Here is an 11,292-nt window from a genome sequence, read left to right on the forward strand (position 1 = left end):
CACCCGTCAATCAGGCCTGAACCCTACGAGGTGCTGGAGGCGCTGAAGGGAGGTGTGGCCGTGAGGATCACTTCTGATCGCACCGGCATCCGCAGGAGCTCGCGGCAGCGTTCTTCAATCCGATCGCGGATCAGATCGATGGCGGCACCATCCATGGGTTGGTTTGGATTCAAATACACGACCACGAAGGCGGTCCGCCCCACCTGCATCACGGTGAGGTCGAGCAGCCAGCAGGAGAGTCCGGCCAGAAGATCCGTCAGGGCCAGGCGAGTGCTGTGGATCATTTCCCCTTTCGCTGATGCACCGGCGGCCTGGCCAAGAGCAGTGAGGAAGGCTTGCAGCGGTTCGCGCAAGACCACCAGGCTCACCACCAGCACCAGCAAAGCGTCGGTGATCGGACCGAGACCAGCCAGAGCGGTGCCGCTGAGCAGTGGGGATGCGAGCAGGGCGAGCCCGGTCAGGCCGCTGATCAGGCCATCCACCCGGGCCGCTTTCGCTTCGGTGAGCAGCAGCTGGGATTGGCTGCCGGTGCGTTGCCAGTCGTGGTGGTGACGCCAGGCCAGCCCCCAGCAGATCACCACCATCGCGCCGGAATAGAGCGCCACTGGGCCGAGGCTCACCGGACTGATGGCCTCCCCATTGGCGTAGTCGATGATCGTGCTCAGGGCGGAGATCGCCGCGAAGCTGAGCACACCTACGAGAACTAAGGAGCGAAACAGCACATACAGAGCTTCCTGGCCGTCGTAGCCGTAGGGGTAAGCGCGATCGGGGGGACGCACGACGTTGCGGCTGATCCGTGCCGCCACCAGCCCAGAGCCCACCATGACGGCCGAATAGAGGCCATCCAGCAGAAGGGCCGTGGAACCGGACAGAAGATGCACCCAGACGCCTGCAAGGGCCATCAGGGCACTGGCGAGCACGCCGATCTGCAGGGATTGCCTTTCGATCAGGCGGGCGTGGCTAGCCCGTGCAGGCGACATGGGTTGGCGACCTTTTCTCTGTTGCTAGCAACAGATCCGCCAGGGCCCGATCGCGGTAGGCGCCGTAGCGGCGACGTTTGTCGCGGATGCGCTCAGGCAAATCCGGCAGCAGCCCGAAGTTGGGGGGCATTGGTTGGAACTTGCCCGAGGGTGCGCTGCTGATGAAGTGGGTGAGAGCGCCAATCATTGTGGTGGGTGGTAAGGCGAGCGGTTCTTCACCGCGGGCCAGCCGGGCCGCATTGGTGCCGGCTAGCCAGCCGCCGGCTACTGCTGCCGCGTAGCCCTCGGTGCCGGTGATCTGGCCTGCCGCGAGCAGCGTCGGGCGCTGGCGGAATTGCAGCGTGGCATCGAGCAGTTGTGGTGCCTCGAGGAAGGTGTTGCGATGCATCACCCCGAAGCGCACGAATTCGGCGTTCTCCAGGCCAGGGATCATCCGCAGCACCCGCTTTTGCTCACCCCACTTGAGGTTGGTCTGGAAGCCCACCAGGTTCCAGAGGCGGCCGTCTTTGTCTTCCTGGCGCAGCTGCACCACGGCGTAGGCGCGCTTGGCGCGGCGCACATCGCGGTCGTTGACGTCACCCCAACGCGGATCCCAGAGGCCGATCGGCTTGAGCGGGCCATAGCGCATCGTGTCTTCGCCGCGGCGGGCCAACTCCTCGATCGGCAGGCAGCCTTCGAAGAAGGTGGCGTTCTCCTTCTCGAAATCCTTGAGTGCGGCCTGCTCCGCCGCCAGCAGCGCCTCGCGGAAAGCAAGGAACTGCTCCTTGTTCATTGGGCAGTTGATGTAATCGGCGTCGCCCTTGTCGTAGCGGGAGGCGCGGAAGGCCACGTTCAGGTCAATGCTCTCGCCTTCCACAATCGGGCTGGCAGCATCGAAGAAGTGGCAGTCGGCCCGGCCGGTGAAGGCGCGCAGCTGCTCTGCCAGCGGTTCACTGGTGAGCGGGCCTGTCGCGAGCACGGCGATCTCGCCAGGGCCGGGGAGTGCGGTGTGCTCGCGGCGCTCCACCGTCACCAGCGGGTGCTGCTCCAGTGCTGCGGTGAGGGCGGCGCTGTAGCGGCCGCGATCCACCGCCAGGGCGCCGCCGGCGGGTACAGCGTGCGCATCGGCGGTGCGGATCACCAGCGAGCCCAGGCGGCGCAGTTCCTCCTGCAGCAATCCAGCGGCGCGGTCGCTGCTCAGCGCCCCGAAGCTGTTGCTGCACACCAGCTCGGCGAATTCGCTGCTGTGGTGGGCCGGGGAGCGGCGGATCGGACGCATCTCCACGAGACGCACCGAGACCCCGGCGCTGGCGATCTGCCAGGCGGCCTCAGTACCAGCCAGGCCGGCACCGATCACGACGACAGGGGCGTCCTGGTTCAAAAAACCTGAATCAGTGGTGATTGTTCACCCTATCGATCAGGCCTGTAGTTCAGGCGCGGCTGCGCTTGAGCATCAGTTGCAATTGCCCCACGGCGGCGCGACCGATGTTGAAGCCTGCCCAGCCCAGTGCCAGAAGAATGGGTGATGCCACGAGGACAAGCCGGAGATCCATGGGTCCGAACGGATGGTGCAGCTGATCTTAAGGACTGCTTGATGAGTGAGTGGGATGGTTGGTGCTGACCGTTTGGTTTTGCAGCATTGCAGCGTTTTGGTCGCGCCACTGCGCGGCCAGGGCGGCGTAGTGGTGGGCGTGCTGCCGTTGCTCTTCGACGGTTGCCTCTGGGAGTTCCCGTTTCACCTGGGCCGGCACGCCTGCCACCAGGCTGCGGGGCGGGACGTCTTTGGTAACCACGGCTCCCGCGGCCACCAGAGCCCCCTCGCCAACGGTGACGCCATTGAGCACGATGGCGCCGATGCCAATGAGGCAGCCCTTTTCGAGGGTGGCTCCGTGCACGACAGCGCGATGGCCGATCGTCACGTCCTCGCCGATCTGCACTGGTGCGCCTGGATCGCCATGGAGTACGGCGCCGTCCTGAACGTTGCTGCGGGCGCCGATGCGGATGGCGGCCATGTCACCGCGTGCGACTGCCATCGGCCAAAGACTGGCACCGGCGGCGATCTCCACATCGCCCATCACCACCGCCGTGGCGGCAACCCAGGCCTGGGGATCAACGCGTGGCTGCCCCCAGCGTGAAGAGATGGCTGTTTCCGGCATGAATCCAACGCGTCGGCCAGCCCAGTCTCCCGTCAGGCCCGGTGATAATGTCCACCAGTGCCAAACGGCATGCCCACGCGGCGGGTCGCTAGCTCAGCGGTAGAGCACTCGGCTTTTAACCGATTGGTCCTGAGTTCGAATCTCAGGCGACCCATGATTCGAGATCCGTTGGACTGCAGGGCATTTCCCTTGCGGCCCAAGCGATCACAAGGGGTTTCGAGGCTTCTTTTCTTGGGCGGAATGAGTCCGAGAAGGATCGCCGAAAACCGCTGTTGTGTCATTTCCTTGGCATAACTGCCAAGAAACTGCCAAGGACGTCACCGGTCTCAGGGCCTGTCTCAGGGCTCTGATCCAGAGGAGCGGGGAACCCTCTCAACAGTGGTTTCACCGTCATGCCTTGCCTTGTTTCTCCCTTGGAGCGCGCCAACGGGATCCTGCGTCTCCATGAACTGCCGCTGCGCATCCGAGTGCGTCGGCATAGCCAGTGGCTGAGCGTCTATGAAATTCGTCCTGGCGGCGGCACGCGGGAGCGGGCCATGCGTGGATATGCAGCGCAGAGTGACGCCGATGTGCAGCGCTTATGCGACGCCCTTATTGAGCAGTGGCGAGCGGATGGGGCAAAGGGCTGGACCCTGCTTGCAGAGCCCAATGCCGCGAGTGATGCTCACCTGGCCCTGCCCCACTGGCCGGAGATCTGCGCGGCGTTGGTGGCGTTCCAGAGGGCCCAGGGGGTGAACATGAACCTGGTGGGTCCGTTCAAGGGCAAGGGCTATTTCTGCCTGCTGCCCGCCGACCGCCCGGCGACGGAAGCGGATGTGCGCCGCTTTGCGCTGCATACCAGCGAGAGCCTCAAGGCCCGTCTGGAGGATCCAGCGGCCTTGCTGCAACCGATGGCCACTCACCGCCAGGGGTTTCGCCAGAAACGGGAGGTGGTGTCGCTGCTGCGGCGCGCGGGTTTTGGTGCGATTGCGCCGGAGAGCCTGAGTGAGGAGCTCAAGGCGATGGTGAACAAGAAAAAGGTGGCGCTGTTAGCAGCCGGTGAATCACGCCGCCGGATTCCGAGCACAGCGGCGATTGAGAACTGGCTGGATCAGGTGATGGAGGAGGAGCCGCTGTGGGGCTGGGTGTTCGCGATGGTGGCGACCTATGGGCTCCGGCCGCATGAGGTGTGGCACATCGCCGAACTGCCCGACGCCAATGGCTTGATCACGATCGGTGTGGCAGCGCGGCACATCAAGGTGACCAAGACGGGCTTTCGCGTGGCGTTGCCCCTGCCAGCGGAGTGGGTGGAGCGCTACCAGCTGGGCGGCGTCAATGGAGAGCAGCGACTGGCGGAATTGCGCCGCCGCTATGTCCCGAAGTTCGTCAATGAGGAGGGTCAGCCGTTTGATCCGGAACGGGACCTCGTGAAACGCTGCGACAACAACGAACGGCTGGGGGCGGTGTGCTGCCACAAGCTGCGCAGCTCGGATGCCAAAGCGGAGTTTGAGCTGCAGCACAAGCTCTATGCCTGGGTCGAGACCGCACCGGCTCAGGGCAAGAAGAAGGCGCAGAAACGGAAAGAACGCTGCGTTCCCTACGACCTGCGCCATGCCTATGCGATCCGGGCGCGGGAAACGACGACCTGGAACTACGCCGATGTGGCGGCGGTGATGGGCCATAGCCCCGAGGTGCACCGCCGGACCTATCTGAGTGAGATCACAGGAGAGCAGACCAAGGCGTCGGTGGCGCGGCGGATGCTTGGCGGCCAGCCAGAAGCCGCCTGATCGTTCCAACGATGGCTGCTGTTGCTGGAGCCGACAGCACAAAGGGGGCCATCGGCCCCCTTTGGTGTGGATGAGATGGCTGGGCCGACGCTGTGATCACAACTGGCGCTGTGGCTGGAGCAGAGCGCGGCAGGTTGCGAGGTTCCAGAGCAGGGAGGATTTGGCCGTGGTGGGGTTCTTGCGGACCCAGTGGATGGATTGCCTGAGCACCCGTCGTTGTTGCCAGCGGCAGAGCTTGGAGCGGCTGATGCCGAGCTGGGAGCAGAGCTCCGGAGTCGTGAGCCAGGAGATGCTCGTGCCCTCAGGGGAGCTGGCCTGGTTGGCGTTCAGGCTCATCAGCTGATCCTCCCGAGGGCGAGCTCACAGCGTTGGCGATGCCAGAGCAGGTGGGATCGCGCGCTGGTGGGGTTCTTGGCGACCAGATGGCGCCCGTCTTTGAGCAGCCCGGCTTTGCGGATGGCAAAGAGGGTGGAGCGACTGATGGCGAGATGGGAGCAGAGCTCGCTGGTGGTGCACCAGAGGGAGTCTCGCAAGGGCCAGGAGCGTGGATCAGACGCTGCAGCGAGGACACCGGCAGCGAAGAAGGCTACCGGCGCCCCCTTGTAGGGCCGCGTGGGCGTCAATCAGAGCTGTTCATCCCAGAGGCCCATGCGATCGAGCCAGGCATCGGCCTGTTCGAGGTCCCAACCGTGATCGGTTTCGAGGACGTCGGCGATGGCGATCATCAGATCAAAGAGCCGGCCCTCATAAAAACCCTGCTCAGAAGCGGTCTGGCGCAGGGCTGAGGCGAGCTGGAGCAGATCGAGTTCCGCCAGCCAATCGCCCTGTTCAAAGGCGGCAAGGGAGTGAATGGCATCCAGACCGCTGAGGGCGTTGGTCTCGTTGGTCAGGTTTGTAGGAAGCGGAACGTCCTGGTGAGAGGCATTGCGGGACTGCTGCGGCCAGGAGAGCAGCGGCAGGAGCGTGGGGAGCAGGTTGAGGGCAGAACGGAAGAAGGCGTTCAAGGAGGAAGGCGTGAGGCCTGAAAGGGTTCCGGATCGATGGAATCGGCTGTGCTGCAGAGGATTCAGCCAGAAACATTGAGCAGGAGGCAGACAACCAAACCAATCCCTGCTAGTACATGCGTACGCATTGAGGCTGGTCCGCATGTCGAAAGGAAAGACGCAAGCGCAGGGGCCCGTGCTGGTGCCGGTGAGCGCTGACTGCGAGGGCTGGCCCTACCTGCCACCCGATCTGCTCCGGCCCAGCCGCAGCCGCAAGGTCTGCATGACCTGCCACTGGTTTCGCCACCACGCCGGTGCGGAGTGCATTCCGCTGCTCACCTGCCGGCTGCACCACGGCCTGATTGCCCAGGGTGAGCACCTGATCAACCGCTGCCAGGGTTGGACCGACGACATGGCCCGCCAGCGGGGCTGGGCACCAGAAGCTGGTTGAGGCGTGTTCGTTCATAAGACGGGCCAGCAGATTCCATCGTCTCCGGCTGAGGGCTGGCTGAGCGATGGCCGACAGGTGCTGCATTTCCGGCCCGTGATCTGGGAGCGCTCGCACCAGGAGCTGGAAGTCACCAGTGGTGAGTGGCTGGCGGGACAGGCGGCACCACTGCTCAAACGGCGAAAGCGGCTCGAGCGCCACAAGGCCCTGGCGCTCTGGCGGCAGAAGCGGCAGGAGGGCTGGATGCCGTGCGAACCGCAGTGGCAGCCGCCGCAGCCGCTGCAATGGCCGCATTGGCGCTGACTGCAGCACAAACCATCCACCCTGCTCCCGCTCAGCGCCAGAGGCAATGCGTCTAAATCCCGATTGCCCAGCGCCATGGGCGGCGCGATTCTGTGTCCATCAACCAAGGAGGCGCCCGCATGGACGACACGCCACCCCGCTACCAGCCATAAGCACGCTGACTGCAGGCTCCTGCTCCAACAGTCTTCACCCAACCGTGGGCAGGTCGTCAGTTCGGACACTGGATGAGGGACGTCTGAACCGTCGACACTCCGTCTGCACCGCCATAGGTGCCCCAGGAGAACCAAGAGCCCACACCTGGAACGTTCGGCCCCAGGCGCCAACGCCAGCAGCTTCGACCAACGACAGCCATTGGACTATTGATTGACTCATGACCCCTGGGCTGCGCCTGGGGGTTTTTGATTGAGCAGAGCTAAGTGTTTGTGGATCAGCCCTATTGCTCGCCAGGTTCAACACGTGGCGATGCCTCGTCACCGGAATAACAGCAGTTCGTCGACCAGGCTCATCACACCCATGGGCCGCAGCCCGGGGTGATGCAGTGCTGGTATCTGAACACAGGCGTCAATTCTGGCCGCTCTGACCTGCCCACAAGACCGAGCGATAAACCCGGATCAATCTCTCGCCGTTGATCTCCTGGAAGAGCAACAAGAGCCATGCAAGCATGCCGCCAGAATCAGAACGCCGGTGGACCCTGATAGTCACTGAGACTGGCGAGCTGCTCCAGAGGTTTGACGCCGGAGTCGATCACACCATTGATCTCCCAGCTCGGATAGCCCTCAATCCCTTTCTCCTTGCACAGAGCAGCCTGGTTGTTTCGGCCATCTGGTGCACATTCAATGATTGTTAGTTCAGTGACCGCTGCCTGGCCAAAAAGCTCTTTCTGGTCGTGGCAATGGGGGCACCAATAAGCCGTATACAGCTTGGCGCCGATCCCGGTGAGGTGCTTCGCCAACGCCACCTTGGCGGGCGTGCTCTCATTCCGGACCGGCGGCGGGACACCGGGGCCACCCTCGACAACAGGTTGATCAGCCAGCGAGGCCCAGCCCAGACCGATCAGAAACACCAGAACACCGGTGATCGCCACCCGAAAGATCAATGTCCCGCGGTCTTCTCCACGGTTGAGCACCACGCTGAGCAGGAACAACGCGCCACAGAGTGCGGCGGACAGCACACAGAACGCACAGATCGCCTTGATGGTGAACAGCATCAAACCCACGAGCACCAGGCTGAAACCAGCCATGGCCGTGCACAGAAGCAGCAGAAGCTGTTGACTCCATTCATTCAGGTTCCGGCCACCTTGATGCCCGTGCACCAGCGGGGCGAGTGCCAGAACCAGTGCCAATCCGTAGGCCAGTGCTCCGTAGAGGGAGAGGGGCTGGCCGAACAGCGTGCCCCAGGCACTGCCGAGCACCTTGTCGCAGCCATCGCTGCCGCCAGGGCAGGTGAGGCTGCCGATCAGACCCCAGCGTTTGAGGGTGATCGAGGCGGTGTCGAGCAGGCCGATCGTGGCCAAAACACCCATCGCCACCCGCAGCCAGGGGCCACGCGTTGGGGAGCTGGGCTGCTTCTGCCGCAGCCTCTCACTGAGCAAAGAACTGGTCACGACAGCGTTGGGTGTGGCTGCCTCAGCAAAAACCCTCAAGCAGCTAGAGGGTCAAGATGCTCTGCCCTGGGGCGAACCAACGGGCGCCTCCGGCGGTTTCGCTTGACCCTGCAGCAACTCCAGGGTTGATGCTGCAACTGAACGCCTCCTGCAGCCCGATGGTTCACGACCGCGACCACGGTCACCACGACTGCTGCGGCACTGACCATCGGGCTGCGCAACCAGCTGATGGCTGCATCAGCTCCGCCTCGGCGACTTGTCCGCCACGGGCAGGCGCCGGAGAGGTGCTCTGGCGCATCAACGCCATGGACTGCGCCGCAGAAGAGAACGAAATCCGCCAGGCGTTGGCGGGTGTGACCGGCATCGCTGATCTGCGCTTCCAGCTGGCTTCCCGCACGCTGGCGATCCGGGCCAAGCCGGCCGCTCTGAGCACGGCCGAAACGATCCTGCGTCGGCTCGGGTATCCGCCGCAGGTGCTGGAGTCAGGAAGCCCCGCTGCTCCGGTGACCGGCTCAGTGCCCTGGACACGCCTGATCGCCGCACTGATGCTGGCGGCGGCGGCTGAGGGGATCCATGCGCTGTTGCCTCAGTCCTGGCTGCACGAGGCTCTGGAGATCGCCCTGGCACTGGGAGCCATTCCCCTGGCTGGGCTGCCGGTGTACACCAAGGGCCTGGCGGCCCTGCGCCTGGGGCGGCTCAACATCAACGCCCTGATGACGGTGGCTGTCACGGGGGCCTTCCTGATCGGCCACTGGCCTGAGGCCGCCATGGTGATGGCGCTGTATGCCATCGCCGAGGCCCTGGAGGCCCAGGCCGCTGATCGGGCCAGAGCGGCGATCAGCCGGCTGATGGAGCTGGCACCGGAGCAGGCGCGGATCAAGCAGGACTCAGGCGAATGGGCCTTGGTTGGCGTTGCCGCGGTGGTCATCAACCAGCTGGTGCGGGTGGAGCCAGGCGAGCGCATTCCTCTCGATGGCGTTGTGGCCACTGGAAACAGCGCCGTCAATCAGGCGCCGGTCACCGGCGAGAGCCTGCCGGTTGAAAAGGGAGCGGGTGATCAGGTCTTTGCGGGCACGGTCAACACCCACGGCAGCCTTGTGATCACGGTCACCGCGCCTGCTTCAAAGAGCACCCTGGCGCGCATCATCCATGCGGTGGAGGAAGCCCAGGCATCGCGGGCCCCGATCCAGCGCTTTGTGGATCGCTTCGCAGCGCGCTACACCCCGGCGGTGTTTGTGCTGGCGCTCGCGCTGGCGTTGCTCTCCCCGCCACTGCTCGGTCTCACACCGATCGATGCGGTGTATCGCGCATTGGTGCTGCTGGTGATCGCCTGCCCCTGCGCCCTGGTGATCGCCACGCCGGTCACCCTGGTGAGCGGGCTGACCGCCGCTGCTCGTCGCGGGATTGTGATCAAGGGCGGGCTCTATCTGGAGCAGGCGCGTCAGCTGCGCACACTGGCCTTCGACAAGACAGGCACGCTCACCACCGGCCGGCCAACGCTGGAGGCTTTTCAGGTGATCGATGGACGCGTGCCGATCACGCTGCAACAGCAATGGGCGGCGTCGTTGGCTTCGCGCTCTGACCACCCGATCAGCCGCGCCATTGCAGCCGCCCTCAATGACGAGCGGCTGGCGGTGGAGGCGCTGAAGGCCTTGGGAGGACGGGGCGTCAGCGGAGAGATTGATGGCCAGACACTGCGTCTCGCCAACCACCGCTGGGTCCACGAACTGGGGCTCTGCACCCCGGATCTGGAACAGGCGATGTCGGCCCATGAACAGCGGGGCCGCAGCGTCAGCCTGTTGACGGATGCCCATGGCGTTCTGGCTCTGATCGCTGTGGCGGATCAACCCAGGGCCACGGCAGCAGCCGCCATCACTGGCCTCAGACAGCTGGGGCTGACCCCGGTGATGCTCAGCGGCGACAACGCGCGCACCGCCGGCGTGATTGCTGATCGGCTGGGGATCGAGCAGGTTCGCAGTGAGCTGTTGCCTGAGCAGAAGCTGGCAGCAATCGCGCAACTGCAGGCGCAGGCACCCACCGGCATGGTGGGCGACGGCATCAACGACGCCCCCGCCCTGGCCGGTGCCGCGATCGGAGTGGCGATGGGCGCCGCCGGCAGTGATACCGCCATGGAGGCCGCCGATGTGGTGGTGATGGACGACGATCCGCAGCGCCTCGTGGAGCTGATCCGGCTGTCGCGCTGCACCTGGGCCGTGCTCTGGCAGAACATCGCCCTGGCACTGGGAATCAAGGGCGCCTTCCTGGTGCTCACCCTGCTGGGAACCGCCACCATGTGGCAGGCCGTGTTCGCCGACATGGGCACCAGCTTGCTCGTCATCGCCAATGGCCTGAGGCTGCGGCGTCAGCAATGGGCCTGAGTGAGCTGTTCAAGTGAGGGGGGTGCCTGCACCGCAGTCAGGTAAGGCCAGGGTGGAGTCGGGCTGACAGCTCAATGATCAGGTTGAGCTGCCTGCTCCAGACTCTGGAGAATGCCGCAGTCAGCGGCGGTAGCCGGGGCCGTGCAGCAGGAGCGCAACTGTTGCAGTTCTGCCTGCAGGTCCTGCAACTCGCGCAGGCGGTGGTCCACCTGCAGGAGCTTCTCGTCCAGCAGCCGGTTCACGGCAAGGCAGCTCTGGTTGGGATGGCTCCGAAGTGACAAGAGACGTCGGATCTCGTCGATGCCGATGTCGAGGCTGCGGCAGTGGCGGATGAAGCGCACCTGCTCCAGGTGATCCTCGGTGTAGAGGCGGTAATTGGCGCGACTGCGCCGGGGCGGGGTGAGCAGCTGTTCCTGTTCGTAAAAGCGCAGGGTTTCAACAGCAACGCCGGTCGCACTGGCGAGCTCGCCGATTCGCATCACCGCATCCACCGATGGCTGATCAGGCTAGAAGCAGTGGGTGGTACGTGATCGGGTTCACCAGGGCTGCCACGCGCGTGGCACGGATGCGCTGCGGCTCCTGGCAGAGGTCCGTTCAGTTCAGAGTGGACCCGATGCGTCGGCAAACAATCCACATTGATCCCGCTCAGCGCCAGAGGCAATGCGTCTAAATCCCGATTGCCCAGCGCCATGGGCG

13 protein-coding genes and 1 tRNA gene are annotated in these 11,292 nt (G+C 64.6%); 5 read left to right on the forward strand and 9 right to left on the reverse strand.

Going from position 1 to position 11,292, the window contains the following annotated elements; all coding sequences use genetic code 11:
• Nucleotides 1-23 precede the first annotated feature (23 nt).
• The 4 genes from SynWH8101_RS04805 to SynWH8101_RS04820 are packed head-to-tail and all read right to left on the reverse strand — an operon-like array spanning nt 24 to nt 3,115.
• Nucleotides 24-980, reverse strand: coding sequence for a cation transporter (locus SynWH8101_RS04805; RefSeq protein WP_130128795.1), 957 nt, complete (start codon nt 978-980; stop codon nt 24-26).
• Entirely contained in the window at nt 961-2,340 is a 1,380-nt protein-coding gene (gene trmFO, locus SynWH8101_RS04810; protein WP_130128796.1) for an FADH(2)-oxidizing methylenetetrahydrofolate--tRNA-(uracil(54)-C(5))-methyltransferase TrmFO, read from the reverse strand. Before trmFO ends, SynWH8101_RS04805 begins: the two co-directional genes overlap by 20 nt.
• A 49-nt stretch (nt 2,341-2,389) precedes the next feature.
• Nucleotides 2,390-2,512: a photosystem II protein Y gene (locus SynWH8101_RS04815; RefSeq protein ID WP_130128797.1), complete on the reverse strand. Its 123-nt coding sequence runs from the start codon at nt 2,510-2,512 to the stop codon at nt 2,390-2,392.
• A gap of 27 nt (nt 2,513-2,539) precedes the next feature.
• The gene (locus SynWH8101_RS04820) at nt 2,540-3,115 is read right to left on the reverse strand and encodes a gamma carbonic anhydrase family protein (protein WP_130128798.1); all 576 of its coding nucleotides are present in this window, start codon (nt 3,113-3,115) and stop codon (nt 2,540-2,542) included.
• A gap of 82 nt (nt 3,116-3,197) precedes the next feature.
• Here SynWH8101_RS04820 and SynWH8101_RS04825 point away from each other — a divergent pair.
• Both SynWH8101_RS04825 and SynWH8101_RS04830 read left to right on the forward strand, forming a co-directional pair.
• A tRNA-Lys gene (locus SynWH8101_RS04825) sits at nt 3,198-3,269 on the forward strand.
• 259 nt (nt 3,270-3,528) lie between these two features.
• The gene (locus SynWH8101_RS04830; RefSeq protein WP_254428046.1) at nt 3,529-4,881 is read left to right on the forward strand and encodes a hypothetical protein; all 1,353 of its coding nucleotides are present in this window, start codon (nt 3,529-3,531) and stop codon (nt 4,879-4,881) included.
• A gap of 96 nt (nt 4,882-4,977) precedes the next feature.
• On the opposite strand, the gene SynWH8101_RS04835 is transcribed toward SynWH8101_RS04830, so the two are convergent.
• Genes SynWH8101_RS04835 through SynWH8101_RS04845 form a run of 3 tightly spaced genes read right to left on the reverse strand, consistent with a single transcriptional unit; the run spans nt 4,978 to nt 5,885 of the window.
• The gene (locus tag SynWH8101_RS04835; protein ID WP_130128800.1) at nt 4,978-5,217 is read right to left on the reverse strand and encodes a hypothetical protein; all 240 of its coding nucleotides are present in this window, start codon (nt 5,215-5,217) and stop codon (nt 4,978-4,980) included.
• Nucleotides 5,217-5,504 carry a hypothetical protein gene (locus SynWH8101_RS04840; protein ID WP_254428047.1) on the reverse strand — a complete coding sequence of 96 codons (288 nt, stop codon included), beginning with the start codon at nt 5,502-5,504 and terminating at the stop codon, nt 5,217-5,219. The genes SynWH8101_RS04835 and SynWH8101_RS04840 overlap by 1 nt, the downstream gene beginning before the upstream one ends.
• Nucleotides 5,505-5,885, reverse strand: coding sequence for a hypothetical protein (locus tag SynWH8101_RS04845; protein ID WP_130128801.1), 381 nt, complete (start codon nt 5,883-5,885; stop codon nt 5,505-5,507).
• Nucleotides 5,886-6,027: 142 nt separating this feature from the next.
• On the opposite strand from SynWH8101_RS04845, the gene SynWH8101_RS04850 reads away from it, so the two are divergent.
• Together SynWH8101_RS04850 and SynWH8101_RS04855 are read left to right on the forward strand one after the other, a co-directional pair.
• Entirely contained in the window at nt 6,028-6,315 is a 288-nt protein-coding gene (locus tag SynWH8101_RS04850; RefSeq protein ID WP_130128802.1) for a galactose oxidase, read from the forward strand.
• A gap of 3 nt (nt 6,316-6,318) precedes the next feature.
• Nucleotides 6,319-6,615, forward strand: coding sequence for a DUF1651 domain-containing protein (locus SynWH8101_RS04855; RefSeq protein ID WP_130128803.1), 297 nt, complete (start codon nt 6,319-6,321; stop codon nt 6,613-6,615).
• Nucleotides 6,616-7,288: 673 nt separating this feature from the next.
• On the opposite strand, the gene SynWH8101_RS04860 is transcribed toward SynWH8101_RS04855, so the two are convergent.
• The gene (locus SynWH8101_RS04860) at nt 7,289-8,218 is read right to left on the reverse strand and encodes a vitamin K epoxide reductase family protein (protein ID WP_250544852.1); all 930 of its coding nucleotides are present in this window, start codon (nt 8,216-8,218) and stop codon (nt 7,289-7,291) included.
• Nucleotides 8,219-8,376: 158 nt separating this feature from the next.
• On the opposite strand from SynWH8101_RS04860, the gene SynWH8101_RS04865 reads away from it, so the two are divergent.
• Complete coding sequence (locus tag SynWH8101_RS04865) at nt 8,377-10,596, forward strand: cation-translocating P-type ATPase (protein WP_254428048.1); 2,220 nt, start codon at nt 8,377-8,379, stop codon at nt 10,594-10,596.
• 71 nt (nt 10,597-10,667) lie between these two features.
• Here SynWH8101_RS04865 and cadR read toward each other — a convergent pair whose 3' ends face one another.
• Nucleotides 10,668-11,087, reverse strand: coding sequence for a Cd(II)/Pb(II)-responsive transcriptional regulator (cadR, locus tag SynWH8101_RS04870; protein ID WP_217350140.1), 420 nt, complete (start codon nt 11,085-11,087; stop codon nt 10,668-10,670).
• Nucleotides 11,088-11,292: the final 205 nt, after the last annotated feature.

The sequence above is a fragment of the Synechococcus sp. WH 8101 genome (assembly GCF_004209775.1).
GTDB lineage: Bacteria > Cyanobacteriota > Cyanobacteriia > PCC-6307 > Cyanobiaceae > Synechococcus_C.

What these genes read in the sequence shown, in the direction of transcription:
- SynWH8101_RS04815 (WP_130128797.1), bottom strand. Translation starts at nt 2,512, where the DNA reads ATGGATCTCCGGCTTGTCCTCGTGGCATCACCCATTCTTCTGGCACTG.
- SynWH8101_RS04850 (WP_130128802.1), top strand. Translation starts at nt 6,028, where the DNA reads ATGTCGAAAGGAAAGACGCAAGCGCAGGGGCCCGTGCTGGTGCCGGTG.
- SynWH8101_RS04805 (WP_130128795.1), bottom strand. Translation starts at nt 980, where the DNA reads ATGTCGCCTGCACGGGCTAGCCACGCCCGCCTGATCGAAAGGCAATCC.
- SynWH8101_RS04865 (WP_254428048.1), top strand. Translation starts at nt 8,377, where the DNA reads ATGGTTCACGACCGCGACCACGGTCACCACGACTGCTGCGGCACTGAC.
- SynWH8101_RS04820 (WP_130128798.1), bottom strand. Translation starts at nt 3,115, where the DNA reads ATGCCGGAAACAGCCATCTCTTCACGCTGGGGGCAGCCACGCGTTGAT.
- SynWH8101_RS04835 (WP_130128800.1), bottom strand. Translation starts at nt 5,217, where the DNA reads ATGAGCCTGAACGCCAACCAGGCCAGCTCCCCTGAGGGCACGAGCATC.